24 protein-coding genes are annotated in these 26,026 nt (G+C 35.7%); 5 read left to right on the forward strand and 19 right to left on the reverse strand.

What is annotated here, in order from left to right:
• Positions 1-316 precede the first annotated feature (316 nt).
• The 4 genes from pyrI to arcA form a co-directional block, all read right to left on the reverse strand.
• Positions 317-781, reverse strand: a complete 465-nt coding sequence (gene pyrI, locus B8W84_RS01430) for an aspartate carbamoyltransferase regulatory subunit (protein ID WP_094751562.1) — start codon at positions 779-781, stop codon at positions 317-319.
• A 10-nt stretch (positions 782-791) separates the two neighbouring features.
• A complete protein-coding gene (pyrB, locus tag B8W84_RS01435) occupies positions 792-1,724 on the reverse strand; it encodes an aspartate carbamoyltransferase (RefSeq protein WP_094751563.1) in 933 nt (310 codons plus the stop codon).
• Between the two features lie 208 nt (positions 1,725-1,932).
• On the reverse strand, positions 1,933-2,844 hold the full coding sequence (gene arcC, locus B8W84_RS01440) for a carbamate kinase (protein WP_094751564.1): 912 nt from the start codon (positions 2,842-2,844) through the stop codon (positions 1,933-1,935).
• A gap of 69 nt (positions 2,845-2,913) precedes the next feature.
• A complete protein-coding gene (gene arcA, locus B8W84_RS01445) occupies positions 2,914-4,134 on the reverse strand; it encodes an arginine deiminase (RefSeq protein WP_094751565.1) in 1,221 nt (406 codons plus the stop codon).
• Positions 4,135-4,320: 186 nt separating this feature from the next.
• Between arcA and B8W84_RS01450 the strand changes: the two genes are divergently transcribed.
• Together B8W84_RS01450 and tyrA are read left to right on the forward strand one after the other, a co-directional pair.
• Positions 4,321-5,388, forward strand: a complete 1,068-nt coding sequence (locus B8W84_RS01450; protein ID WP_094751566.1) for a 3-deoxy-7-phosphoheptulonate synthase — start codon at positions 4,321-4,323, stop codon at positions 5,386-5,388.
• A 10-nt stretch (positions 5,389-5,398) separates the two neighbouring features.
• On the forward strand, positions 5,399-6,526 hold the full coding sequence (gene tyrA, locus B8W84_RS01455) for a bifunctional chorismate mutase/prephenate dehydrogenase (protein WP_094751567.1): 1,128 nt from the start codon (positions 5,399-5,401) through the stop codon (positions 6,524-6,526).
• Positions 6,527-6,593: 67 nt separating this feature from the next.
• On the opposite strand, the gene hpf is transcribed toward tyrA, so the two are convergent.
• The gene (gene hpf, locus B8W84_RS01460) at positions 6,594-7,004 is read right to left on the reverse strand and encodes a ribosome hibernation-promoting factor, HPF/YfiA family (protein ID WP_094751568.1); all 411 of its coding nucleotides are present in this window, start codon (positions 7,002-7,004) and stop codon (positions 6,594-6,596) included.
• A 143-nt stretch (positions 7,005-7,147) separates the two neighbouring features.
• Between hpf and aspA the strand changes: the two genes are divergently transcribed.
• Positions 7,148-8,608 (forward strand): aspartate ammonia-lyase, encoded by a 1,461-nt coding sequence (gene aspA / locus B8W84_RS01465; RefSeq protein WP_094751569.1) that lies wholly within the window; start codon positions 7,148-7,150, stop codon positions 8,606-8,608.
• Between the two features lie 195 nt (positions 8,609-8,803).
• Here aspA and rpoD read toward each other — a convergent pair whose 3' ends face one another.
• The 4 genes from rpoD to rpsU all read right to left on the reverse strand — a co-directional run bounded on the left by rpoD (position 8,804) and on the right by rpsU (position 13,230).
• Complete coding sequence (gene rpoD, locus B8W84_RS01470) at positions 8,804-10,630, reverse strand: RNA polymerase sigma factor RpoD (protein WP_094751570.1); 1,827 nt, start codon at positions 10,628-10,630, stop codon at positions 8,804-8,806.
• Between the two features lie 95 nt (positions 10,631-10,725).
• Complete coding sequence (dnaG, locus tag B8W84_RS01475; protein WP_094751571.1) at positions 10,726-12,471, reverse strand: DNA primase; 1,746 nt, start codon at positions 12,469-12,471, stop codon at positions 10,726-10,728.
• Positions 12,472-12,551: 80 nt separating this feature from the next.
• Positions 12,552-12,995, reverse strand: coding sequence for a GatB/YqeY domain-containing protein (locus tag B8W84_RS01480; protein WP_094751572.1), 444 nt, complete (start codon positions 12,993-12,995; stop codon positions 12,552-12,554).
• Positions 12,996-13,014: 19 nt separating this feature from the next.
• Positions 13,015-13,230, reverse strand: coding sequence for a 30S ribosomal protein S21 (rpsU, locus tag B8W84_RS01485; RefSeq protein WP_015464331.1), 216 nt, complete (start codon positions 13,228-13,230; stop codon positions 13,015-13,017).
• A 248-nt stretch (positions 13,231-13,478) separates the two neighbouring features.
• Between rpsU and tsaD the strand changes: the two genes are divergently transcribed.
• A complete protein-coding gene (gene tsaD / locus B8W84_RS01490; protein ID WP_094751573.1) occupies positions 13,479-14,504 on the forward strand; it encodes a tRNA (adenosine(37)-N6)-threonylcarbamoyltransferase complex transferase subunit TsaD in 1,026 nt (341 codons plus the stop codon).
• Positions 14,505-14,823: 319 nt separating this feature from the next.
• Here the strand turns inward: tsaD and hemB are convergent, their stop codons facing one another.
• The 6 genes from hemB to ubiE are packed head-to-tail and all read right to left on the reverse strand — an operon-like array spanning position 14,824 to position 20,500.
• A complete protein-coding gene (hemB, locus tag B8W84_RS01495; protein WP_094751574.1) occupies positions 14,824-15,834 on the reverse strand; it encodes a porphobilinogen synthase in 1,011 nt (336 codons plus the stop codon).
• Positions 15,831-16,637 carry a TatD family hydrolase gene (locus B8W84_RS01500; protein ID WP_094751575.1) on the reverse strand — a complete coding sequence of 269 codons (807 nt, stop codon included), beginning with the start codon at positions 16,635-16,637 and terminating at the stop codon, positions 15,831-15,833. Before B8W84_RS01500 ends, hemB begins: the two co-directional genes overlap by 4 nt.
• A gap of 16 nt (positions 16,638-16,653) precedes the next feature.
• Positions 16,654-17,421 (reverse strand): twin-arginine translocase subunit TatC, encoded by a 768-nt coding sequence (gene tatC, locus B8W84_RS01505; RefSeq protein WP_094751576.1) that lies wholly within the window; start codon positions 17,419-17,421, stop codon positions 16,654-16,656.
• 31 nt (positions 17,422-17,452) lie between these two features.
• Positions 17,453-19,090: a ubiquinone biosynthesis regulatory protein kinase UbiB gene (gene ubiB / locus B8W84_RS01510; protein WP_094751577.1), complete on the reverse strand. Its 1,638-nt coding sequence runs from the start codon at positions 19,088-19,090 to the stop codon at positions 17,453-17,455.
• Positions 19,091-19,130: 40 nt separating this feature from the next.
• The gene (locus B8W84_RS01515; RefSeq protein WP_094751578.1) at positions 19,131-19,733 is read right to left on the reverse strand and encodes a ubiquinone biosynthesis accessory factor UbiJ; all 603 of its coding nucleotides are present in this window, start codon (positions 19,731-19,733) and stop codon (positions 19,131-19,133) included.
• A gap of 11 nt (positions 19,734-19,744) precedes the next feature.
• Positions 19,745-20,500 (reverse strand): bifunctional demethylmenaquinone methyltransferase/2-methoxy-6-polyprenyl-1,4-benzoquinol methylase UbiE, encoded by a 756-nt coding sequence (ubiE, locus tag B8W84_RS01520; RefSeq protein ID WP_094751579.1) that lies wholly within the window; start codon positions 20,498-20,500, stop codon positions 19,745-19,747.
• A gap of 222 nt (positions 20,501-20,722) precedes the next feature.
• On the opposite strand from ubiE, the gene pgi reads away from it, so the two are divergent.
• Positions 20,723-22,375 (forward strand): glucose-6-phosphate isomerase, encoded by a 1,653-nt coding sequence (gene pgi, locus B8W84_RS01525; RefSeq protein WP_094751580.1) that lies wholly within the window; start codon positions 20,723-20,725, stop codon positions 22,373-22,375.
• A gap of 355 nt (positions 22,376-22,730) precedes the next feature.
• On the opposite strand, the gene B8W84_RS01530 is transcribed toward pgi, so the two are convergent.
• The 4 genes from B8W84_RS01530 to B8W84_RS01545 all read right to left on the reverse strand — a co-directional run bounded on the left by B8W84_RS01530 (position 22,731) and on the right by B8W84_RS01545 (position 25,996).
• Positions 22,731-23,444: a 3-deoxy-D-manno-octulosonic acid kinase gene (locus tag B8W84_RS01530; RefSeq protein ID WP_094751581.1), complete on the reverse strand. Its 714-nt coding sequence runs from the start codon at positions 23,442-23,444 to the stop codon at positions 22,731-22,733.
• On the reverse strand, positions 23,441-24,226 hold the full coding sequence (locus tag B8W84_RS01535) for a glycosyltransferase family 32 protein (protein ID WP_094751582.1): 786 nt from the start codon (positions 24,224-24,226) through the stop codon (positions 23,441-23,443). The genes B8W84_RS01530 and B8W84_RS01535 overlap by 4 nt, the downstream gene beginning before the upstream one ends.
• Before the next feature lie 238 nt (positions 24,227-24,464).
• Positions 24,465-25,235, reverse strand: a complete 771-nt coding sequence (locus B8W84_RS01540; protein WP_094751583.1) for a glycosyltransferase family 2 protein — start codon at positions 25,233-25,235, stop codon at positions 24,465-24,467.
• Positions 25,236-25,270: 35 nt separating this feature from the next.
• Complete coding sequence (locus B8W84_RS01545) at positions 25,271-25,996, reverse strand: glycosyltransferase family 9 protein (protein WP_094751584.1); 726 nt, start codon at positions 25,994-25,996, stop codon at positions 25,271-25,273.
• Positions 25,997-26,026 lie beyond the last annotated feature (30 nt).

The raw sequence follows: 26,026 nt of genomic DNA on the forward strand, positions 1-26,026 counted from the left end.
AAATAATAGACCGAGAAAGAAACTTTTTTTTAAAACGCCACTTCAAATTATGGCAGAACACATAACCGCACTTGCGGCTTAGCGGTTATGCACTTCAAGGTTGAATCTGCCGATATCTGTTTTATTAAATATAGATATTATATTTAATCGTATTTTAATATCGGCTGATAAGTTATAGCGACTATAGAATTAAAAATGTTTATGCTTAACTTAAGGTTGTGTTATATTTTTTTGTAAAAATAAAACTAGAAGATGGTGAACTTAAATCAATTTGGAATTTAAGTTCACCATCTTCTAGAAATTAAACCGATCTAGGTTAGTTACATTCAGCCATTATTTCGCGTGAGAATACTTTTTCACAGTATTTACAGCGCAAGAATAAAATATCATTTTTACAGATAACGTTAAAACTTGTTTCTACAGGCTCATTATGGGTAATGCAGTTGCTGTTGGGGCAACTAAAAACCGCATTAACTTTTTCCGGTAAGGTTAATTGAAATTTTTTCGACACTTCATAATCTTTAATTTGATTGATAGTCGCATTTTGCGTGTAAAGTGCCAATAAATTTGCTTGATCTTTAGTTATCAAAACATTTTCTATTTTTATGATATCTTTTTTACCAAGTGCTGATGATGGTAAATTAAGTCCAATAGTTACACTATGATGTGTTTTATCGATTTGAAATAATTTTAAGACTTTGATACCAAGTGTTGCTGGAATATGATCGATAACCGTGCCATTCTTAATCGCTTCAACTTGTAATTTTGTTTTCTTTATCATGATCTATATCCTAATTCAATTGTTTATTAAGAACGAGTGCAAGTAAGGCTTCGCGTGCATACACACCATTTTCAGCTTGCTGGAAATAGTAAGCATGTTTTGTTTTATCAACATCAATCGTTATTTCATCAACACGAGGTAGTGGATGTAACACTTTCATATTTTCACGAACATTTTCTAGCATCTCGGCTTTTAAAATGAAGGCTGATTTTATATGTGCGTATTCAGATTCATCAAAACGCTCTTTTTGTACGCGCGTCATATATAAAATATCGAGTTTATCAATCACAGTTTCCATCTCTGTATGGATACTATATTCAATATTAGCATCATCTAATTCTTGATAAATATGCTTTGGCATCGCTAATATTTCGGGTGCGATGAAAAAGAACTTTATATTATTAAATTTAGCTAATGCTTGAGTCAAAGAGTGTACTGTGCGGCCATATTTTAAGTCACCTACAAAAGCAATGTTTAAGTTATCAAGTCTACCTTGTGTTTCAAAAATGCTAAAAAGGTCAAGGATGGTTTGTGTTGGATGTTGGTTTGAACCATCACCGCCATTGATAACTGGAACGTTATTGGAGAACTCAGAGGCTAAACGAGCCGCGCCTTCTTGAGGATGGCGCATAACAAAAGCATCGACATAAGATGAAATAACCTGAACCGAATCTGCAAGTGTTTCGCCTTTTTTAGCCAAAGAAGTATTGCCTGCATTGTCAAAACCTATTACCGTGCCACCTAAACGTTGTATCGCAGTTTCAAAAGAGAGGCGAGTACGTGTAGAGGGTTCAAAGAAACAACTTGCAATGACTTTACCTTTCAGTAATGTTGGGTTTGGCGTATGTTTTAATTGCTTTGCAGTATCGACAATAAGCTCTAGCTCTTCTCGACTTAGCTCTGGAATTGAAATAATGTGTTTCTTATATAACGAATTTCTCATTTTTTATTTCCTTTTGCGTACTTTAAAAATACAAGTTGTGGTTGGATCAACAGGCAAAAAAAAAGCCTTCTGAAATAGAAGACTTTTAAAGATGAATAAAGTATGACTAGATATTTTAAATGCATGCTTTTGTTATCCTTTGTATATTCTGCCAGTCACGTTATTAATAAGTGCTGGGTAATGTTATGATTATTTTTTAAGTAAGTGCTTACTCTGCCACGATGTTTGTGCCAGCTTCACCTTTTAGAATGCGTAGGCCTGCATCTAATGTGCCGATGCCAACAAAAGTGCCTCCATTTTTAATAAATTCACACGAAGCTTGAATTTTAGGACCCATAGAGCCTGCATCAAAAGTATATTTATCTAATTCACTTGGTGTTGTTTTACGTAATGCTTTCTGTGTTGGTTTACCCCAATCGAGATAAACGGCATCTGTATCTGTTAAAATTAATAAAGCATCTGCATTAAGTTGTTTAGCTAAGAATGCTGCAGACATGTCTTTATCAATAACGGCTTCAATACCTACTAATTTACCATTAACTTTGGTTACAGGAATGCCACCGCCACCCGTACAAATAACTAAATGGTTTTGGTTTATTAATGTAGTGATTGCATCATTTTCAATAATGCCAATAGGTAAAGGGCTTGGTACAACACGGCGGAAGTATTTACCATCTGGTTTAATCGCCCAATTGTGTTTTTTAGCAAGTTTAGTTGCTTCTTCTTCTGAATAAATAGGGCCAATCGGTTTTGTTGGATCTGCAAAAGCTGGATCATTTTCATCGACGCGCATTTGTGTCAAAATACAAGAAACCTCTATTTCAGGGAGTAAGTTTTTAAGTTCTTGCATTAAGATGTAACCGATCATACCTTGTGTTTCTGAACCTAATACATCTAAAGGATAAGGTTTTACAGCTTTGTACTCTAAGCCTTGCAATGCTAATAAACCAACTTGAGGACCATTACCATGAACTAATACTACATTGTATTCATTGGCAATTTCTGCAATTGATTTAGCTGCGGTTGCGATGTTAGCGCGTTGAATATCCGCTTCTAAAGGTTCACCTCTACGCAGTAGAGCATTGCCACCTAATGCAACAACAACGGTTTTTTTTGTCATAATTTATTCTCTTGGTTGAAGATTGCATTTAACCAAGATTAAATGCAATAGATTATTATTACTTATTTATTAGATGCCATCACGTTCAATTGGGCAACTCATGCAACGCGCACCACCACGACCACGACCAAGTTCATCACCAGGAATAGATAATACAGTGATACCTGCTTTGTCGTATTTTTCATTGGTAAATACATTGCGTTCGTAACCAATAACAACACCAGGTTTAACGGTTAATACATTGTTTGCATCGTTCCATTGCTCACGCTCTGCTTCGTAACTATCACCACCTGTTGTGATAAGATTTAATTTGCCAACACCTAATGCTTTTTCAATAGTGTTAACAAAGTAACCTTCTTTCGTCATGTTGATAGCGCCAGATTCATCACCTGTTAGGCTCCAACATTGGATATCTTTACGAATAACTTCTGGGTATACAGAGAATGTATCTTCATCAAGATGCGTCATAACTGTATCAAGATGCATACATGAACGATGTTTAGGCAGTTGCATAGCAATGACTTGTTTTGCTTGACCTGTTTTAAACAGTTGTGAGGCTAAATGTTCAACACCTTGTGGTGTTGTACGTTCAGACATACCAATTAATACAGAGCCCTTACCAATAATAAGCACATCTCCACCTTCGATGGTTGATTTATCATATTGGCGTTCTTCTTCTCCGTAGAATTTAATAAAATCAGCCCCAGCAAAAGTAGGGTGCCAACGATAAATCGCACGTAAATGGTTAGTTTCTCTTTGACGAGCAACTTTTGCCATAGGGTTGATAGAAACGCCACCATAAATCCAGCATGAAGTATCACGAGTGAAAAGATGATTTGGTAATGGAGTGATAATAAAATCATTAAGTTGATGTAAAGGTTGCATCATAGAATTAGATTTTACTGGGCATTGGCCATAGCTTAAGCCACCAAGAAAAATAGAGGCAAGTTCCAAATTAGGTAAGCCACTTAAGAACCCACGTACGTCGCTAGCAAAAGCCATTCCTAAACGATATCCAGAAACTTGAGAGGTTAATAACCATTCTTTTGCTTCTGCTATCGCTAATGTTTCAGCTAATAGTTCATGTAAAAATAAAACTTCTACACCTTGATCTCGTAGTGTTTTGGTAAAAGCATCATGCTCTTCACCTGCGCGTTTTACAGATAACACATCATCAAATAATAAATCTTGGCAATTTGATGGTGTAAGGTGAGATAAACTACGCTCAGGACGATGTACCATAACACGATGTAATTGACCAATTTCTGAACCAACATATAACTTACTCATACTTCCATTCCTTTATCTAAAATGTTAATTGAATATTGTTAATAAAAAAGACTTACCGTTTGTTTTAAAATTTAATTTAATTTAATTTAATTTAATTTAATTTAACTCCTGTTCTTTTTATATTGGGTCGCGCTGTTTATTTCCTATGTTATGATGCATTTACGATCAACTTTCCTTAAGAATAATATGACAATTCTAGAAAATGAAAATATTTATATTGAATCAGAAACAGTATTAATGACACCTGCACAGCTTAAAAAACAACTCCCTGTCTCAGCTTATGTGAATAAATTCATTAATATCTCACGGAGAAATATTGCAAATATTATTCAGAAAAAAGATCATCGACTTTTGGTGATTTGTGGGCCGTGCTCTATTCATGATATTACGGCAGCAAAGGAGTATGCAACACGTCTTAAAAAGGTACATGAACAATATAAAGATACGTTGTATATTGTGATGCGCGTCTATTTTGAAAAACCCCGTACGACAGTAGGGTGGAAAGGATTAATTAATGATCCTTATATGGATGACTCTTTTGATATTGAAGCAGGCTTAAAAAAGGCAAGAGAGCTTTTATTGTGGATATCTGAATTAGGTTTACCCATCGCAACCGAAGCGTTAGATCCAATAAGCCCACAATATATTGGTGATTTATTTAGTTGGGCCGCTATTGGAGCGCGCACTACTGAATCACAAACACACAGAGAAATGGCGAGTGGTTTATCCATGCCTGTCGGCTTTAAGAATGGAACGGATGGAAGTTTATCTACGGCTGTTAATGCAATGCAATCTGCAGCATCAGGGCACCGCTTTATGGGGATTAATCAAAATGGCCAGAGTGCATTATTACAAACGACAGGTAACAAAAATGGGCATGTTATTTTACGAGGAGGAGGCGGTAAACCAAATTACGATTCATTAAATGTAGCCTTAGCAGAGCAAGCTCTCGATAAAGCTAAAATGGGAAATATTTTAATCGTGGATTGTAGTCATGAAAATTCAAATAAAAATTATCAACTTCAACCCTTAGTTGCTAAAGATGTTTTTCATCAGATATTAAAAGGCAATAAATCTATTATCGGTATTATGCTTGAAAGTAATCTTCATGCTGGCAGTCAAGTAGCCTCTCTTCCTGTCGATGAACTACAGTATGGTGTATCTGTTACCGATGCGTGTATTGATTGGGAAACTACGGAAACACTATTTAAGCAAGCAAGTTGCTTATTAAAAGAGACATTACAATCGAGATGAGATATCCATTATGCCATTAAGTAAATTACGCGACAAAATAGACGGCATTGACAAGCAACTCATTGATTTATTAGCAGAAAGGTTAAATTTAGTTGCTGAGGTTGGCGTGGTAAAAACAAAATATGGTTTACCTATATATGTGCCAGAACGAGAAGCCTCTATGCTTGAATCACGTAGAAAAGAGGCTAAGTTGAAAGGTGTGCCAGAAGATCTAATTGAAGATATATTACGTAGAACGATGCGTGAATCTTATGCAAATGAATATGAAATGGGCTTTAAAACGATTAATCCTCAAATGAAACGTATCGTCATCATTGGAGGGAATGGGTTATTAGGCAAACGTTTTGTTGAAATGTTTGAATTGTCGGGGTATCAAGTTGACATTTTAGGTCGTTCTAACTGGGATCAAGCTGAACAAATTTGTAGTGAAGCGGGATTAGTGATCGTTGGCTCTCCTATTGACGTCACCGTGGAGGTAATAAAAAAGCTTACATATTTACCTTCGGATTGTATATTAGCAGATATTACAAGTGTTAAATGCGCACCCTTACAGGCGATGTTAGATGTACATTCTGGGCCAGTTGTTGGATTGCATCCTATGTTTGGACCAGATATTGCAAGTTTTGCAAAGCAAGTGATTGTATATTGTGATGGTCGTGGAGCAGAAAAATATGCTTGGTTAATTGAACAAATGAAAATTTGGGGGGCTCAGTTATACTCTGTGAGTGCTAAAACACATGATGAATCGATGACACTTATTCAAGCCTTACGGCATTTTACGAGTTTTGTGTATGGTGTACATTTACAAGAAATGAATGCTGATTTAGCACAATTATTAGATCTTAGTTCGCCTATTTATCGTTTAGAACTTGCTATGGTAGGACGTTTATTTGCGCAAGAGCCTGCATTATATGCGGATATTATACTTTCACAAAAAAGTAATTTGGCAATGATAAAACGTTACCATCAACATTTTTCTGTTGCTATTGAACTTTTAGAAACGAAAAATAGAAATGCATTTATCAGTAGATTTGAATCAGTTACTAATTGGATGGGGGATTACTCTTCCTTATTTATGGACGAAAGTCGGGCTGTATTAGAACAAGCTTATGATAAACGTGTCTATGAAAATAAATGAGGATAAAAATAAAGAAGAAAGGAGTACATCATGCACCCCTTTCTTATTTTCTTTGTCTATTTTGATGTTATGAAAGGAATTCGTTATTCATTTTTATTTCCACATCAGATTCTACTTCGATATTTTCATCTTCACTGATTTGTCCTGAAATATCACCTGTACGACATAGGTTTTTACCATTATTTTTAGCGCGACTCGCCTCATCTTTATGTGAATATTTATTTAATTGTCGTTCTATTTTTTGAAATAGTTGACCAATAGCAATATAAAGATCATCGTGTTCGGCATGTGCGAATACCTTACCATTTGATACACCGATCTTTGCTTCTATTTTTACGCCTTGAGGCTCTTTAGTGATAATACAGTGTGGGTTAATTAATGGGACTTGTAACTTCTCTAGCTTTTGAAATCTTTCTTCTATTTTTCTACGCATTGTGTCAGTGATAGTCATTTGCTTGCTAGTAATTTCAATTCTCATATAAGACACCTTTTAGTTATACACATATTGTGCTCATTAATAGATTAGACGTTTTTACACTTTTTAAAAGTGATATAGCCTATGCTATTAATGACTTCATTAATAGCAGGCTCAATATATTTAATATTAATTAAGGCTTTGTTATGTCTAAAAAAAGTTCTCTTGAAAAGCAAGATACAACGTTAAATCTTAAAACACGCACAGAAGAAGATTTACTGGGTAAACGCCAAGTGCCAGTTGATGCTTATTGGGGGATTCATACTCTTCGCGCTATCGAAAATTTTAATATCTCTAACGCTACAATTTCAGATGTTCCTGAATTTATACGAGGAATGATTTTCACTAAAAAAGCGGCAGCTATGGCAAATACAGAATTAGGTGCTATTCCTGCAGAAGTTGGTGAATATATTATTAAAGCTTGTGATTTGATCCTTGATACGGGTAAATGTATGGACCAATTTCCATCTGATGTATACCAAGGTGGCGCAGGTACATCTGTTAATATGAACACAAATGAAGTTATTGCGAATCTAGCACTTGAATTAATGGGTAAAGAAAAAGGTGAATACGACATCATCAACCCTAACGATCATGTTAATAAAAGCCAATCTACCAACGATGCTTATCCAACTGGCTTTCGCATCGCGGTTTATAATAGCTTAATGAACATGATTAAATCTCTTGAGTACCTTAAAGCATCTTTTCATGCTAAAGGCATAGAATTTTCTGATATCTTAAAAATGAGTCGTACCCAACTTCAAGATGCTGTTCCGATGACTGTAGGTCAAGAATTTCATGCATTTGAAATCTCTATCAAAGAAGAAATTAAAAATATTCGTTATACCGCTAATTTATTACTTGAAATTAATTTAGGTGCGACGGCTATTGGGACTGCACTAAATGCTGTTAAAGGTTATCAACTCCTAGCGGTTAAACATCTTGCAGATATCACTGGACTCGCGTGTACACCAGCAGAAGATCTTATTGAAGCAACATCAGATTGTGGTGCGTATGTTATGGTTCATGGAGCACTTAAACGTACAGCGGTTAAACTCTCTAAAATATGTAATGATTTACGTTTACTTTCATCGGGTCCTCGTACTGGATTTAATGAACTTAATTTACCAGAATTGCAAGCCGGCTCATCTATTATGCCTGCTAAAGTAAATCCCGTAATTCCTGAAGTAGTGAACCAAGTTTGCTTTAAAGTCATTGGTAATGACATTACTATTACCTTTGCAGCAGAAGCAGGTCAATTACAACTTAATGTTATGGAGCCTGTTATTGGGCAAGCATTATTTGAATCGATTTCATTGCTTAATAATGCATGCATTAATCTACGAGATAAATGTATTACGGGTATTACGGTCAATAAAGAAGTTTGTGAACATTTCGTATTTAACTCTATCGGTATCGTCACTTATTTAAATCCGCTAATTGGTCATCATGAAGGTGATATCATTGGTAAAATCTGTGCTGAAACAGGTAAAACTGTTCGTGAAGTTGTTCTCGAGCGTAATCTATTAAGCAAAGAAGAATTGGATGAAATTTTCTCAATAGAGAATTTAATGCATCCTAAATATAAAGCAAGACAATATAAATAGATTCGTATATTAAGTGTTCTATCGCGTGGTTTTCGTAATGAAACCGCGCGTTATCCTTCCCGTGTTTTGATCTCATGATCAATTAAAAATTAAAAATAATCTCATAATCTCTATAGCTCAATTATTTTATATAGTTAATAATTCATGTGTTTAAAGTACTAAAAATCTGATTTATCAGGATTTTAGTACTTTAGTTTATTCGTCTAAGAAACTACGTAGTTGTTCACTACGACTTGGATGACGCAGTTTACGCAATGCTTTAGCTTCAATTTGACGAATACGTTCACGTGTGACATCAAATTGTTTACCTACTTCTTCAAGGGTATGGTCGGTATTCATGTCAATACCAAAACGCATACGTAAAACTTTTGCTTCACGAGCAGTAAGGCCTTCTAATACATCATTCGTAGCATTCTTAAGACTTTCACTGGTTGCACAATCAACGGGAAGTGCAATGGTGGTATCTTCAATGAAGTCGCCTAAATGTGAATCTTCATCATCACCAATTGGGGTTTCCATTGAAATTGGCTCTTTAGCAATTTTAAGTACCTTACGAATTTTATCTTCAGGCATCATCATGCGCTCAGCAAGCTCATCTGGTTGAGGTTCTCTTCCCATTTCCTGGAGCATTTGGCGTGAAATACGATTTAATTTATTTATGGTTTCAATCATATGTACAGGAATACGAATAGTTCTTGCTTGATCCGCAATAGAGCGAGTGATCGCTTGACGTATCCACCAAGTCGCATAAGTTGAGAATTTATAACCGCGACGATATTCAAATTTATCAACCGCTTTCATCAAACCAATATTACCTTCTTGGATAAGATCTAAGAATTGTAAGCCACGATTAGTATATTTTTTAGCGATGGAGATAACCAAACGTAAATTTGCTTCGACCATCTCTTTTTTAGCGCGACGAGCTTTGGCTTCTCCAATGCTCATGTTACGAGAAATTTCTTTTAAATTAGCGATAGTTAATGCAGTTTGTGTTTCAACTAACGCCATTTTACGTATACAACGTACTAAATCTTCATCGAATTCTTTAATGCGTTTAGCGTAATCTTTTTCTGTTGCATAAATAGCTTCTAACCAAGTTTTATTGGTTTCATGACCTTTAAATAAACTGATAAAGGATTTTTTCGGCATTTTATTTTGTTCTACACAGATTTTCAAGATTAAACGCTCTTGCGTACGTACCATATTCATGGAAGCACGAATGGATTTAACCATTTTATCAAATTGTTTTGGAATCAATTTAAATTGTTGAAAAAATTCAGCTTGTGCATTAATTGCATTGCGTGTTTTTTTGTTTGCACGACCGTGTTTCGCAATCATTTCTTCAACAATTGTGTTTAAGCGGCGTAGCTCTGTGAATTTTTCAGCTGATTCTTCAGGACAAGGGCCTTTTGGTCCTTCTTCTTCCTCTTCATCATCATCTTTTTGTTGTGCGTCAGTTAACTCGGAGCCTATGTTCGTTGCAGTTGGGGCCTGAGTCATATCATCATTAGGATCAATAAAGCCACTGATCATATCTGTCAGTTTCATTTCTTCGGCTTCGTAACTATCCCAATTATTGAGCAAACCTGTTATCGTTGCAGGATATTCAGATACTGATGTTTGTACCTCTTTTATACCTTCTTCGATACGCTTAGCAATAACAATTTCGCCTTCCCGTGTCAAAAGTTCAACTGTGCCCATCTCGCGCATATACATACGTACAGGATCAGTCGTTCTACCGATTTCAGATTCTACCGTTGCGAGAACTTGGGCTGCCGCTTCAACTGCATCATCATCTGCGGTATCATTACTTTCTTCTCCTAAGCTGATCTCATCTGCATCAGGTGCGGTTTCATAAACTTTTATTCCCATATCACCAATCATTTGGATGATATCTTCGATCTGTTCTGCTTCAAAAATGTCTTGCGGTAAATGATCGTTAACTTCTGCGTAAGTTAGAAATCCTTTTTCTTTACCTTTGATAATAAGCTCTTTGAGCTGTGATTGAGGTGATTGAGCCATAGATCCCGTCCAAAATAAAAAGATGTTATTTGAAAAAATTCAAGCGCTAAATTATACGCCAATTATCTTGTTTTTTCTAGTTCGATTTTAAAATGTTAGCGAGTCAGCAAACTGGTGAGTTGTAATATTTCTGCACTTGTTAACGTTTCACCCTTACGTGACTTCATTTTCAACTGTTCAATTTTTTGATTAATATGAAGAGTTAAAAATTTTTCTAAAATATCTAAAAAAACATCTTCATATTTTCTATCGTCAACATGGTTATTCCACACAGCAAGTTTTTTTAATTGCTGGCTCTCTGGTTTGTCACGCCAGTATTCGAGTAACTGTCCCGTATTAATATGGGGGTTGGTTCTACAAATATCAAGGAGTTGATTCAATAATGATAAACCAGGTAGGTTTATTTCCTTAAATTCAGGGAATAGTGGTAAGTCATAAGCTATCTTGGGGTGTTGTAGTAATAAAGAAATAGCCAAGCGCATAGGTGTCACTTTTTTACTTTGCTTGGAAGGAGACGATATTGACCTTTGTGACATTAATTTTATTAACGCACTTTTTTCTACGCCAAGTAAAGTAATTAGGCGTTCTTCCATCATCTCTTTAAAAACACTTGCTGACATTTGTGTTATAAGAGGGATTGCAAGTTGTGCTAATTTGGCTTTACTGTCTCGATTGCTCATGTCGACTTGCGTGAGCAGATGTTGAAAGAGAAAATCAGATAAAGGCAATGCATCTTTAACTAAAATTTCGAATTTTTGTTTACCATTTTTTTGGATAAAACTATCCGGATCTTCCCCCTCATCTAAAAACATAAAACGTAAAGTTCGCCCATCTTGTAAATAGGGGAGTGCATTTTCAAGTGCTCGCCAAGCAGCTGTTCGACCTGCTTTATCTCCATCAAAACAGCAGATTATTTCACTACTATGTCGGAAAAGAGTATGTATATGATCCGAGGTTGTAGCGGTGCCTAATGATGCAACGGCATAGTCTATGCCAAATTGAGCCAATGCTACGACGTCCATATAACCCTCTACAACTAAAATACGAGGAATATTTTTGTAGGCTTGTTTTACATGGTATAAACCATATAATTCTTTACCTTTATGAAAAATGGGCGTTTCTGGTGAGTTGAGATATTTAGGCTCACTGTTGTCGAGTACGCGCCCTCCAAAACCTACGACGCGACCTCTACGATCATAGATAGGGAACATAAGACGATCTCGAAAACGATCATAGCTCCCTTTTCCTTCCGTTGATTTTTCAATGAGCATTCCTATTTCAATAAGTTGTTTTTCTTGATCTATTGAAATCGCAAAACGTTTACGAATTTCATCCCAACCATCAGGTGCGTAGCCTATTTTAAAATGTTGAACTGTTTTTCCGGATAAACCTCGTCCTTTCAAATAATTGATTACTTTTTGACTGTGTCGGTGCTGACGGAGTTGTTGCTGATAAAAATGGGTAATATCAGCCATTAGTTGGTAAAGGTTTTTTCTGTCGATAGACTGATTCAGGGGATATGTGCCGTTTGTACTCTCTTCGCGTGGGACTTCAATCGACAGTTGGTCGGCTAAAATGTCGATTGCATCAATAAATTCAACACCATCATATTCCATAATGAAAGTGATTATATTGCCACTCGCACCGCAGTTAAAGCAATGATAGAATTGTTTCTCGCTACTAACAGAAAAGGAAGATTTATTGTTTCCATTATGGAAGGGACAGCTCGCTCGATGATCTTTACCTTGTTTTTTAAGTTTTACACGGCTATCTATCACGTCAACAATATCTGTTTGAGCGATAAGATCATCAATAAAATTTTGTGGAATACGTCCCGCCATGAGAGAACCTTTTAAAATAAAAAAGCCTCAAACTTATCTAAATAAGTATGAGGCTTTTAATATATAACAAGAAGAGATGTTTAAATTAAGTTTGCTTTAACAAGCTTACTTACTTCGCCCATATCTGCTCGTCCTTGAATATCTTTTGTCAGTATACCCATCACTTTACCCATATCTTGCATGCCATCAGCTTTAGTTGAAGCAATAGCTTGCTCGATTAAAGCATTTACTTCAGCAGAGCTGAGTGGTTGAGGCAAAAACTCTTGCAAGATAACAAGCTCTGTTTTTTCAATATCAACAAGATCAGTGCGGTTTGCTTTTTCAAATTGTTGGATAGAATCTTTACGTTGTTTAACTGATTTAATAATAACAGCCGTCACTGCATCATTGTCTAGCTCAATACGTTCATCTATTTCAATTTGTTTTATCGCAGCAAGTAACATACGGATAGTACCTAAGCGGACTTTATCCTTCGCTCGCATTGCGAGTATTTGTTGCTCTTTTAACTTTACTTTCAAAGACATATAAAACCTTCAGTTTTATTTAGTAAAGGCGAACGCGACGAGCATTTTCACGAGAAAGTTTTTTCAAGTGACGTTTAACTGCTGCAGCCTTCGCACGTTTACGAACTGTTGTTGGTTTTTCAAAGTATTCACGTTTGCGCGTTTCAGCTAAGATACCCGCTTTTTCACAAGAGCGTTTAAAACGACGTAGTGCTACGTCAAAGGGTTCGTTTTCACGAAGTTTAATTACTGGCATGTGCCTATTACCTTTATAGTTACGGTCGTAAAGCGACCAATGCATTCAAAATGGTGCGAGATTTTAATCTTATTTAGGGGCAAAAGTAAAGGATTACTGAACTTATATTTAATAAGAAAAAATGCTCAATATTCATTTTAGTTTAATTTCGTCAAATTATCGACTAATTTCGTTTTAAGTGGAAAAAAAACAATGCAAAAGGTAAACTATTTCCTTTTATTAAAGGTTCAATTAGGACATTTTCTTTTATGCGTATTTTGGGAATTGAAACATCTTGTGATGAAACGGGTATCGCTATCTATGATGATAAATTAGGCCTGTTGTCTCATCAATTATATAGTCAAGTTGCGTTACATGCGGATTATGGAGGCGTGGTCCCTGAGTTGGCGTCTAGGGATCATGTGCGTAAAACCATCCCGTTAATCAAACAAGCGTTACTTGATGCTAATAGTGGGAAAGATGATATCGATGCGATAGCTTTTACCGCTGGACCCGGTCTTGTCGGTGCATTGTTAGTCGGAGCTTGCATCGGTCGTAGCTTAGCATTTGCATGGGGAAAGCCTGCTATTGCAGTGCATCATATGGAAGGGCACTTGTTGGCTCCAATGTTAGAGAACAATAAGCCTGAGTTTCCATTTTTAGCCTTACTCGTATCGGGTGGACATACTTTAATGGTGCAGGTTGATAACATTGGTGAATATCGCGTGTTAGGTGAAAGTGTTGATGATGCGGCGGGTGAAGCATTTGATAAAACCGCAAAGTTATTAGGGTTAGATTACCCAGGGGGCCCTCGCCTCGCTAAAATGGCTGAAAAGGGTGTGCATGGACGTTTTGTTTTTCCTCGGCCAATGACCAATAAACCAGGGCTTGATTTTAGTTTTAGTGGGCTAAAAACCGCGGCTGCGATTACTATTGCTCGCGAAGGTAAAGATGCACAAACGCAAGCTGATATTGCGCTCGCTTTTCAAGATGCGGTTATCGATACGATTGCGATAAAATGTAAGCGTGCTTTAAAACAAACCGGATTGAAAAGATTAGTTGTCGCAGGGGGAGTTAGCGCTAACTTGGCGTTACGTGAGAAACTTTCCGTTTTAATGCTATCTTTAGGGGGGGAGGCTTTTTATCCGCGCAATGAGTTTTGTACTGATAATGGTGCGATGATAGCTTATGCTGGAATGCAACGTTTAAAAGCCGGACAATTTGTTGGTTTGGCCATTCAAGCTACGCCACGTTGGCCCCTAGAAAACTTAATAAGTGTGCTAAAAAAGAAGTAAATAAATAATATTGTTATATTAGCCATTTGCATCTTATCTACACAAGTTTGAGGAAGCGTATTATTCTGAATTAAAAACTGTCTAGTGAAATGTGGGAAGTCCAATATTTATAAATATGGATAAAGGACTAGTTTCAGTAGAAAGCATTTAAAATTTGTATTATGAGCGATATTATTAAATAGTTCAGAGGCGAGTTATAGGTGTTTTTTATCTTTGTACAGGGCTATTTAAAAAATGTATTTAAGTAGCCCTGTACACATTTGTAGCCGTATTATAACGATTCTTCAATGAGTACATATAGATGAATGGAGTATAGAACTTAAATGTTGTCTTCTTTTAACCAAATAGCTACTCGTTTTGCAAAATAGGTCAATACACCATTTGCACCTGCGCGTTTAAAGCATAATAAAGATTCCATAATACATTCTTTTTCTTTAAGCCATCCATTGTCAATGGCAGCTTGATGCATAGCATATTCGCCACTCACTTGATAAGCAAAGGTCGGCACTTGTAGTTCGTTCTTGATGCGATACACAACATCTAAGTAAGGCATGCCAGGTTTAACCATTACCATGTCAGCGCCTTCACTGATATCAAGAGCTGCTTCGTGTAGGGCTTCATCACTATTTGCAGGATCCATTTGATAAGTTGACTTATTATTATTTTTTAAGTTATTAGTGCTACCGATAGCATCTCTGAAGGGACCGTAATAGTTCGATGCGTATTTAGCGCTGTAAGCCATTATTTGTGTATTAATGAAGCCAGCATTCTCTAATGCTTGGCGAATAGCACCAATACGTCCATCCATCATATCCGAAGGGGCGATAATGTCTGCACCTGCCTGCGCATGTGAGAGTGCTTGCTTTACTAATATTTCCGTAGTGGTGTCATTTAATACGTAGCCATCATTATCAATGATACCATCTTGCCCATGTGTGGTATAAGGATCTAATGCCCCGTCGGTTATCACCCCTAAATTAGGACAAGCCTTTTTAATTTGGCGAACTGCACGTTGTATCAAACCATCAGAATTATATGCTTCTTCTGCCATAAGACTTTTTACGTCGGATGAAATTACGGGGAAAAGAGCAATGGCAGGGATGCCTAATGCTTCGACACTAATACACTCTTTTATGAGTAAATCTATTGATAACCTATCGATGCCAGGCATGGAAGAAATAGCTTCACGGCGGTTTTTCCCTTCTAAAATAAAGATAGGGTAAATTAAGTCATTAACGGATAATTGATTTTCAGCAACAAGACGACGAGAAAAATGATGCTTACGTAAGCGACGTAAGCGACGAGCTGGAAAGTGAGATGAAAGTGTCATTGCAGATCCTTTTTTTGTGCAGCATAAATATTAAAAAACTGTTGGCTATTACGCATCGTTTTTTGTATTAGTTCGATTGTCGACTCACCTCTTGCATCAGCTATCACTTCGGCTATATATGGGAGGTACTTTGGTTCGTTACGACTAGACTTTGGCTTTGGTCGCATTGAACGAGGTAATAAATAAGGGCCATCCGTTTCGATCATTAAACGCTCACTAGGGATCAATTTAAGTAAGTTTAAGAGTGCAACGCCTCGGCGTTCATCGCAAACCCAACCCGTGATACCAATATGTAGACCCAGTGCCAAACATTCCTCTAACTCAATTTCCGATCCAGTAAAACAATGCAAAACGGCTTTAGGTATTTTTTTTATATAGGGCTTTAATAAATCAATGAATCGACGATGTGCATCACGTTGGTGCATAAAAATAGGTAATTGTAGCTCTACTGCAAGAGCAAGCTGTGCTGTAAAGGCCTTTTCTTGTTCATCGGGTGTGGAATAATTACGGTTAAAGTCTAAACCACATTCACCAATGGCTTTGACTTGCGGGTGCTCGGCTAATTGACGTAAAATTACGATGCTGTTATCGTTTAATGTGTTGGCATCATGGGGGTGAATACCGACACTGCAATAAAGAAATTGAGGATCTGTAATACAAAGTGCAATGGCTTTTTTACTTTCTTGGATGTTGGTACCAATAACGATTAATGCTTGTATACCTGCTTTCTTTGCATCTTCTATAACGTTATTGATATCTTTATCAAAGCGTGAATGAGTTAGATTAATACCAATATCTATCATTTATTTCATTACGTCCTTAAGAATTTTCTGTCAGCGTTTCTTTTGGGACATAAAAACGTGTACATAGCAGACCCATTTCAAATAATAAAAGCATAGGAACGGCTAATAATGTTTGCGATATTATATCAGGAGGCGTTAATAGCATGCCAATCACAAAAGCGATCACAATTATATAAGGGCGTTGTTTTTTAAGTTTTTGCGGTGTTGTTGCGCCTGTCCAGCAAAGTAGTACCGTTGCAATCGGTATTTCAAATGCCAAACCAAAAGCAAAAAACAATTTAAGAACAAAGTCTAAATAGTTATTAATATCGGTAGCAATCATGACGCCTTCAGGTGCCGTGTTGGTGAAAAATGAAAATACGATTGGGAAAACAATGAAATAAGCAAAAGCCATACCGAGATAAAAAAGAAAAGCACTGCTTATGACTAAAGGGGCTATTAGTTTACGCTCATGTTTGTAAAGTCCAGGTGCAATAAACGCCCATACTTGGTATAAAATTGCTGGGATAGCAATGAAAATGGATAAAACAATGGTTAACTTAATAGGAGTAAGAAAAGGCGTAGCAACCCCAGTGGCTATCATGCTGGAGCCTTCTGGAAGTTGACTGGTTAAAGGTATTGCTAAATAATGATAAATATCATTTGAAAAAAAGACTAAACTACAGAAGATAACCACCACAATTACGATCACACGTAATAGTCGTTCGCGTAATTCTAGAAGATGTGAAATTAAGGGTAAACCATTTTCATTTTTCCGCCCATAAAACCCTCTCTTTAAATAAATTTAATTGTTTGTTATATATGATAAAAGTATACTAACGATTAATGTGACGCCAAGCAAGGATCCATGCGAAAAATGCGGGAATTGTCGCAAATATCGAAAATTGAATGTCGCCTTGTAAATATGCAAAGGTTGCAACAAGTGTACTCGTTGCACCTATCGCCGCATAAAAAAAACCTTTGCTATTTTTATTCTGTTGTTGATTAAGTGAGTTCATTAATAATAGTTGTTGTTTTTGAATTGATTTCCCATTGGCTAAATTATGGTAAATTAATTCAGGGAGTTCGGGTAGTTTTTCTAATAGAAAAGGAATTTTCTTTTTAAAGGTATTAAATAAATGTTGTGGGCTGATTTGCTCCTTGGCCCAATTCTCTAAAAATGGTTTTGCAGTATCCCATAAATCAAGTTGAGGATATAACTGCCGGCCTAAACCTTCAACATAAAGTAATGTTTTTTGTAATAAAACCAATTGAGGTTGTACTTTCATATTGTAACGGCGTGCGGTGTTAAATAAGTTGACTAATACTGCCGCAAAAGATATTTCTGATAATGGCTTCTCAAAAATAGGCTCACAGACAGTGCGAATGGCAAATTCAAACTCCTCAACGGGGGTATCTTCAGGGACCCAGCCAGAATCAATATGTAATTGTGCGACTTGTCGATAATCACGATGAAAAAATGCGAGAAAGTTTTCGGCTAGATAGCGTTTATCTTCATTGTTTAGCGTGCCTACAATACCGCAGTCAATACCAATCCAAAGGGGATCTTCAGGATGCTCGTAAGAAACAAAAACATTACCCGGATGCATGTCAGCATGAAAGAAGCTATCACGGAAAACTTGGCTAAAAAAGGCCTCTACACCACGCTCAGCAAGTAGTTTTAAATTTGTGCCTTGCGCTTTTAATGCTGCAATATCTGAGACAGGAATGCCGTAAATACGCTCCATGACTAAAACATTTTGAGTACAAAGATCAGAATATATCTCTGGAATATAAAGTAGCTTTGAATTTAAAAAATTACGTCGAAGTTGGATTGCATTGGCTCCTTCACGCATTAAATTTAGTTCATCTAGAATCGTTTTTTCATATTCATGAAGAACTTCCACGGGACGTAAACGATCGGCCTCTTTTAAAAAACGTTGCATTAATTGTGCGATCAATTTCATTAATTGTAGATCGGCTTGAATCGTTTTTTTTATATTGGGCCGAATAACCTTGATAACGACTTCTCTATTGTCTGCAATTAACGTGGCTGTATGTACTTGAGCTATTGAGGCGGAAGCAAGTGCTTTTTTATCAAAATTTAAAAAGAGTTCTTTAATGGGCTTACCTAAAGAGCGCTCTATTTCTTGTGTTGCTAATTCACCACAAAATGCAGGGATACTATCTTGTAAATAGGCTAGTTGATCCGCATAAACCGGGGGAAGTATGTCTCTGCGCGTCGATAACATTTGTCCCAACTTGATATATATTGGGCCGAGTGATTGTAGGCTAAAGCGTAAGCGTTCAGCTAAGCTTAAATGTTTATGTTTTTGACGGATCCAAAAAAAGCAGATACGTATAAAGGAATAGATAATTGGGCGGTGCTCTGTAGGGACAAGCTCAATTAAACCATATTCAATAAATGTTTTATTTAAGGTGTATAGGCGTGCTAGCTCTTTAAATTTTATCATGCATTATCCAGTATTTATACTATTTATCATATGCGTTAACTTAGTGTCGGTGTCTATTAATGCGTGCTTCTAGGTCAAGCAGTTGTTGCTCTATTTCTGTAACTTGATCACAAAAAAAAGCGACTTCTAAGGGAGCTGGGCTAATATTTTTTTCGGCGAGGAGAAGGGATAACTGGTTGTTTTTTTTGTTTTTAAATTTGTTTTTAATATTTTTATTCCCTTTATTGATTAGGTAAAAAAATTTATGTGCCAGTACATCACCTATTTTATCCGCGAGTAATGCTTCCCAGTCAATGTCAATAACCGTTAGTAATTGTGCGAATTGCTGTGCGAGTTGAATATCGCCCACAATATCTAATTGTTCATTTCGAATAAGCTCAGTTAATTTTTGATTGTTTTTTAAATCATTAAGTGCAAAAACACTTAATTGAATAAAGCAGTCTACATGTCCTTCATAAATATTGAGGACATCTATTTGCTGTTCACTGATCACAAAATAAAGTGTTTGATTAAATTCTTTAAATGTTATGCCAATAATGTTTTCTGCTAATTGCTTTCTCTGTACTTTGCTACTTTTATCAAATTGTTGTAGTTTATTTAAGCTTGTTTCTAGCATTGCACAAAATAAATCATTTAGGGACATAAGGATCTCTCTTAATATTTATAACCACGGTGTAAAGCTACAATTCCCGCGCTTAAATTAAAGAACTCTGTATTTTCAAAACCGACTTTATTCATCATCTCTTTTAATGTTTCTTGATCGGGGTGCATACGAATGCTTTCTGCTAGATATTGATAGCTTTTACTATCATTGGCAATTAATTTGCCTAATTTAGGTAAAATATTAAAAGAATAAAAATCGTAAAATTTACTTACAGGTTTATATAAAGGTTTGGAAAACTCTAATATAAGCAAGCGACCACCCGGTTTTAAAACGCGGTAAATAGATGCTAACGCTTTGTCTTTATCGGTCACATTTCGTAATCCAAATGCAATGCTAACCACATCAAAATAGTTGTCTGGAAAAGGCAGTTCTTCCGCGTTGGCTTGTACATATTCCACATTGCCTTCAATGCCTGCATTGCGTAGTTTAGCGCGTCCAACTTTTAACATTGAGTCATTAATATCCGCTAATACTACTTGCCCTGATGGTCCTACTATACGAGAAAATTTAGCGGTTAAATCACCAGTTCCACCTGCTAAATCAAGTGCTTTTTGTCCTTTTCTCAAGCCAGAGCAATTTATTGTGAAACGTTTCCAAAGGCGATGAATTCCCAGAGATAAAACATCGTTCATTAAATCATATCTCGCCGCAACCGAATGAAATACTTCAGCGACAAGCTCTACTTTTTTATCTTCATCAACTGTTTTAAAACCGAAATGTGTGGTGCTTTCAGGTACCTTATTCATTGTCTACTCTACCCGTGATAAATTAACTAATAAGAGTGTAGGATAATACCTGATTGATGCTTATTTGTCATATTGCAAAAGAGTGTTACTTTTTGTTACTGTTTTTGTTTTTTTTTTGATTTAAAATATAAAAAATGCGTTTTTTAGCAGAGCTTCTGTGCGCATAGTTAAAGATCTGTTAATTTTAAAGTGCCATTAGGGCCATTTCTCAGGAATCTATTTATGCTAAAAAATATTAACCCGACTAAAACCATTGCTTGGTCTCAATTACAATCGTTATTTGATAATCATTCAGATATGCAACTTAATGATCTGTTTGCTCAAGATAAAGATCGTTTTAAGAATTTTTCTATAACATTAAATAACGATCTACTGGTTGATTTCTCTAAAAACTTGATAACTAAAGAGATATTTAACACATTAATTCAGCTAGCGGATGAAGTAGATCTTAAAACTGCTATTCAAGCACAATTTTCTGGCGAAATTATTAATGAAACTGAAAATAGAGCTGTTTTACATAGTGCATTACGTAATCGTAGTAATACCCCGGTGTTCGTTGAAGGTGTTGATGTGATGCCTCAAGTGAATAAAGTATTGAAACATATGGAACTTTTCTGTGCTGAAATACATTCTGGAAAGTGGAAAGGTTATACTGGGAAAGTTATTACAGATATCGTCAATATAGGTATTGGAGGCTCTGATTTAGGTCCTTATATGGTGACAGAAGCACTTGCAAATTACCAAGTTAAGGGTATAAAAACTCACTTTGTTTCGAATGTAGATGCTACGCATATTGTGGAAACATTAGCAGAATTAAATGTGGATACGACGTTATTTTTAATTGCATCTAAAACATTTACAACGCAAGAAACCATGACTAATGCTCATAGTGCGCGAGATTGGTTCCTTAAGGTTGCAGGAGATGAGAAACATATTGCGAAGCATTTTGTTGCGTTATCAACTAATATTAGCGCCGTTGTTGAGTTTGGTATCGACGCTGATAATATGTTTGAATTTTGGGATTGGGTAGGAGGGCGTTATTCTATTTGGTCTGCGATAGGTTTGTCTATTGCATTAAGTATTGGTTTTAAAAACTTTGAAAGTTTATTAGAAGGCGCGCATGAAATGGATCAACATTTCGCGCAAGCTGAATTTAAAGAAAACATTCCCGTTATTTTAGCCTTAATAGGTGTTTGGTATAACAATTTTTATGGTGCCACCTCAGAAGCTATTTTACCTTATGATCAATATATGCATCGTTTCCCTGCTTATTTTCAGCAGGGTAATATGGAGTCAAATGGTAAAAATGTTGACCGCAATGGTAATGCTGTGGATTATCAAACGGGCCCTATTATTTGGGGCGAGCCGGGTACGAATGGTCAACATGCATTTTATCAATTGATTCATCAAGGAACAAAACTTATTCCTTGTGATTTTATTGCACCAGCACAAAGTCATAATCCAGTTGGCGATCATCACCAGAAATTATTATCTAATTTTTTTGCACAAACCCAAGCGCTTGCATTTGGCAAAACGGCAGAGCAAGTTGAGGCTGAGTTTGTTCGTGAAGGGAAGAGCACTAAGGAAATAAAACGTTTGTTACCTTTTAAAGTTTTCCCTGGAAATAAACCAACTAATTCTATTTTAGTTAATAAAATAACGCCAAAAACATTAGGTCAATTAGTGGCTATGTATGAACAAAAAATATTTACACAGGGTATTATTTGGAATATTTTTAGTTTTGATCAATGGGGCGTTGAGCTAGGTAAACAATTAGCGGGTAAAATATTGCCTGTTTTGGCTGATTCTGAAAATGTCACTGCTCACGATAGCTCAACAAATGGGCTTATTAACACGTGGAAGGCTTGGAAATAAGCATATTTCATTTAAACAATAAGTGCATAACTAGATTTTTCATTTTAAAATTTTGGTGAAAATAAAAGTGAGAGTGCCTATTATTAGGCCTCTCTTTTCCCTCTAGCTCAAGAGAGCTAAAATCAATAGAACTTAAAGCTTACTATCCTAAATAAGCTCTTATATTAAGATGGAAGATCGATCAAATAGTTGGATGCTTCGCGTTGATAGAAATATGGAAGCTTTCTTTTGAGTATAGTTCCGCTCTTATTTTTTAAACGTTCGAGTTATTAAAACACTTAAATTTTACTTGTCTTATGCTTCCATTTTGAATCAATAGACCGATGAATTAAAGATGAGTATATGGTATGTTATGTTATGTTATAGATGTACACAAGTAAGATTCTTTTAGTTGTCGCCAATCTATTTCTGACCATAAAATATTGCGTTTTTTTTGTTCTTTTAGAAATGAGCGTTTAAGGCGTTTTAAATTGTCGGACTTCCATGCATCACCTTGTTGTTTATGGCATTTGTCAAAATCAATTATCCATACTTTTTGGTTGTTATCGATTAAGATATTATGGATATTAAGGTCACTGTGATTTACTTGTGCTTGGTGCATTTTTGCGATTTCTTCACCTATTTTTTTATAAATATGTGCGTCTAAAGTTGTACCTTCTAAAATAGAAACAAGATCTTGTGCATTGTTTATTTTTTCAGTGATAAGATCTGCTTGATAAGACAATCGTTTTTTTATGGCAATGGCCGCAATTGGGCGAGGCACATTCACACCTTTTTGGAACAGAAAGTGTAATAACGAAAATTCTTGTAGGCTACGAGTTTTAGACCAACCCCAAAAAAAGTAATGATCCTTAATAAGACGGCCAAATAAACCACCGCGTTGATAATGGCGCAAGGCGCCTTGCAATCCATCTAATTGAACAAACCATGTTACACCTCTACCTTTTGCTGATCCGACAATTGCTCTTTTATCTTCCCAATATTTATGGGTAAAGTGCGCTAGAGAGACCTCTGTTATTAAAGTTGGATCATAGGTAATGTGTATGTTGGTGTTATTGGATTGCTTCATTTTTTCTCTTTAAGTAGTTCGGAGTTCTTTTTATGTGTCCATTTAGTGCCTGGTTTATCAAGATATTGAAAATATTCATTAGTAAAACTTCCTTGAATACATGTTTCTCGATGTATACGAGAGATAACATCTTTATTTTTTAAAATCGCATTTAATACACCCGGTCCTGTCATATTATAGACACCGCCATCAATTTTACGGTTCTTAATGTTGCTAATGATAAGGTGGATCATTAATTCAATATTTTTGTTATTCGGTGCGGTTGCGATAAAATAATTAGTAAATTCAGTATTGTTTTTTATTTTTAAATAAACAGCATCTGCATCAATGTTAAGCATCTTCGCGAGTGGCCATACAAAATTAGCATCAATATCTAAATAAACACCGCCTTTATAATATAGGACAATAAGACGCCATAAATCAGCTTGTGCAGCACCATCGATTAGGAGCTTAAAGTTTTGAAAAATTTCGTCTGAGCAATGTTTCTCAATGAAAATTAAGCGTTCTTCTGTGCTGACATAGTGATATTCATAATCAAGAGACATTAATCGATTAAAGAGATAATTAAGATATACAGGTAATGTTGAACGATTTGAATAATTTGTTTGCCATATTATTTTTGGAATTTTATGTTTGTTTTTTATCTTGATTTTTACGTTGGAAAATTCAGGAATAATAAAGCGTTTATTTGGAAATAAAAAATGAAAGGGATAAGCCAATATTTTACAAATATTACCGATGATTTTACTGAGTCTATTGCTAATAAATATAAATGTATTCATCAGGGGTCTCTATTTTAATTAATTATTTAATGCGTCTTAATTTCAAGCGGATACACATTAAATAGACCGAGAAAGAAACTTTTTTTTAAAACGCCACTTCAGATTATGGCAGAACACATAACCGCACTTGCGGCTTAGCGGTTATGCACTTCAAGGTTGAATCTGCCTTATTTAACATTGGGAAAACTCCACATTTAGGCGCTAATCAGTTTATCGAGAATTTTTTGTTGTTTCATTCTTATTTATTATGTCGAGTATCATTTTCTCGGATCCATAAATCGGCATATTTGATAAAGGTAGAATGGGCTGATAACGTTGCAATTATAAAACCTTGTTTGCCATCTAAAAAGCCAACATGTAGTACATACATTTTCAAGAAACAGCCTAATGCATGAACTAATGCTTGAAAAATACTACTTTTTTTACCGCGTTGTTGTTTTCCATCGGCCCATGCTTTGCCATAATTTGCGGACTTAATTAAGTAGTTGGTCATATTGCTATAGGAATAATGTAATAAATCTCCATTTAGTTCTTTTATGTCGACATTTGTAGTCATTACTACTTTTTCATGTATTAGGGCATCATTATAATGCGCTAATGCTTTGGGATAAACGCGAATAATTTTATCTACCCAACCTGAATGTTTTAAAAAACGGCCAAAAACCCACGTTTTACGGGTTATTTTAAATACGCTATTCAGATTAGATTTTGTTATTTTTTGTTGTATAGAAACTTTTAACTCTGTAGAAACGACTTCATCTGCATCAATAGCTAGTATCCATGTATGCGATGCGTAATGTTGTGCAATTTGTTTTTGTTCACCAAAGCCTTGCCAATCAGGATGAGAATAGAATTTAGCCCCATAGCGACACGCTATCTCTTGTGTATTATCTTTACTTCCCGAATCTACAATAATTATTTCATCAACCCAAGCTAATGAATCTAAACAGGTTGGTAAATTACTTTGTTCATTTTTAGTAATGATAATGGCACTGATTTTATTTGGCATATTAATTTCTCTGTGTAGTTCTTAACAGTAATTTTTTAGATTAATTTGAATGTGATTTTATTAAAGAGATCAATCACAGATTTTTCAGGTATTTTTTGCATTGCATGTTTGTTTTTTACACGCGCTCGCCAAGATAATTGCTTAATATTTTTATGTGTTTCTTTGCAAATAAAGTATTCATAAACGCTTACAACATTTTCTTGGGCGTGATAAGGACCTGTGCGCTGAGGGTTATGATGCGCATAAAGGCCAATAACGGGAGTTCCAACCATTGTGGTCATATGTATTGCTCCTGTGTCGGGTGCAAGTATCAAATTACTTTTTTGGATAAGGGCAAGTAATTCGATTAAACTTGTTTTAGCAATCAATGTAATGGCTTTTTTCTGAGTTTTTTGCACAATATAATTGGCAAAATCGTGCTCTATTTCTGTGTTTGCGCCACAAATTAGCACTTGAAACCCCTTTTTTAAAGCATGTTGCGCAAGTGTGCAGTAGCCTTCTCTTGTCCAGTTTTTATAAGTTTTGCTCGTGGCGGGGCAAATGATAAACGTTTTTTTGTTGTTGATTATATTTTGTGTTCTTTCTAGAACCTCGCTAGGAATATTAATTTTCCAACGAGGCTCTATATCTTTAATACCCAATTTTGTTATAAAACTCATAAACCCATCTAAGACATGAGGAGAGCTACTTTGTGCTATTTTTGTATTGGTAAACAACCATTGGCCATCGTTTGCTCGTTCTTTATCAAAGCCGATTTTAATAGGTGCTTATAAAAAGATATAGCATATATT

The organism is Psychromonas sp. CD1 (assembly GCF_002239585.1).
In the GTDB taxonomy this organism is placed as follows: Bacteria; Pseudomonadota; Gammaproteobacteria; order Enterobacterales; family Psychromonadaceae; genus Psychromonas.

Excerpts from the sequence above, each read along its gene's own strand:
- rpoD (WP_094751570.1), bottom strand. The coding sequence starts at position 10,630 with ATGGCTCAATCACCTCAATCACAGCTCAAAGAGCTTATTATCAAAGGT.
- pgi (WP_094751580.1), top strand. The coding sequence starts at position 20,723 with ATGCTAAAAAATATTAACCCGACTAAAACCATTGCTTGGTCTCAATTA.
- tsaD (WP_094751573.1), top strand. The coding sequence starts at position 13,479 with ATGCGTATTTTGGGAATTGAAACATCTTGTGATGAAACGGGTATCGCT.
- hpf (WP_094751568.1), bottom strand. The coding sequence starts at position 7,004 with ATGAGAATTGAAATTACTAGCAAGCAAATGACTATCACTGACACAATG.
- rpsU (WP_015464331.1), bottom strand. The coding sequence starts at position 13,230 with ATGCCAGTAATTAAACTTCGTGAAAACGAACCCTTTGACGTAGCACTA.
- pyrB (WP_094751563.1), bottom strand. The coding sequence starts at position 1,724 with ATGAGAAATTCGTTATATAAGAAACACATTATTTCAATTCCAGAGCTA.
- ubiB (WP_094751577.1), bottom strand. The coding sequence starts at position 19,090 with ATGATAAAATTTAAAGAGCTAGCACGCCTATACACCTTAAATAAAACA.
- pyrI (WP_094751562.1), bottom strand. The coding sequence starts at position 781 with ATGATAAAGAAAACAAAATTACAAGTTGAAGCGATTAAGAATGGCACG.
- arcA (WP_094751565.1), bottom strand. The coding sequence starts at position 4,134 with ATGAGTAAGTTATATGTTGGTTCAGAAATTGGTCAATTACATCGTGTT.
- B8W84_RS01515 (WP_094751578.1), bottom strand. The coding sequence starts at position 19,733 with ATGTCCCTAAATGATTTATTTTGTGCAATGCTAGAAACAAGCTTAAAT.
- B8W84_RS01540 (WP_094751583.1), bottom strand. The coding sequence starts at position 25,235 with ATGCCAAATAAAATCAGTGCCATTATCATTACTAAAAATGAACAAAGT.
- ubiE (WP_094751579.1), bottom strand. The coding sequence starts at position 20,500 with ATGAATAAGGTACCTGAAAGCACCACACATTTCGGTTTTAAAACAGTT.
- B8W84_RS01535 (WP_094751582.1), bottom strand. The coding sequence starts at position 24,226 with ATGAATACATTTATATTTATTAGCAATAGACTCAGTAAAATCATCGGT.
- B8W84_RS01530 (WP_094751581.1), bottom strand. The coding sequence starts at position 23,444 with ATGAAGCAATCCAATAACACCAACATACACATTACCTATGATCCAACT.
- B8W84_RS01480 (WP_094751572.1), bottom strand. The coding sequence starts at position 12,995 with ATGTCTTTGAAAGTAAAGTTAAAAGAGCAACAAATACTCGCAATGCGA.
- B8W84_RS01500 (WP_094751575.1), bottom strand. The coding sequence starts at position 16,637 with ATGATAGATATTGGTATTAATCTAACTCATTCACGCTTTGATAAAGAT.
- arcC (WP_094751564.1), bottom strand. The coding sequence starts at position 2,844 with ATGACAAAAAAAACCGTTGTTGTTGCATTAGGTGGCAATGCTCTACTG.
- dnaG (WP_094751571.1), bottom strand. The coding sequence starts at position 12,471 with ATGGCGGGACGTATTCCACAAAATTTTATTGATGATCTTATCGCTCAA.
- aspA (WP_094751569.1), top strand. The coding sequence starts at position 7,148 with ATGTCTAAAAAAAGTTCTCTTGAAAAGCAAGATACAACGTTAAATCTT.
- B8W84_RS01450 (WP_094751566.1), top strand. The coding sequence starts at position 4,321 with ATGACAATTCTAGAAAATGAAAATATTTATATTGAATCAGAAACAGTA.
- hemB (WP_094751574.1), bottom strand. The coding sequence starts at position 15,834 with ATGACACTTTCATCTCACTTTCCAGCTCGTCGCTTACGTCGCTTACGT.
- tyrA (WP_094751567.1), top strand. The coding sequence starts at position 5,399 with ATGCCATTAAGTAAATTACGCGACAAAATAGACGGCATTGACAAGCAA.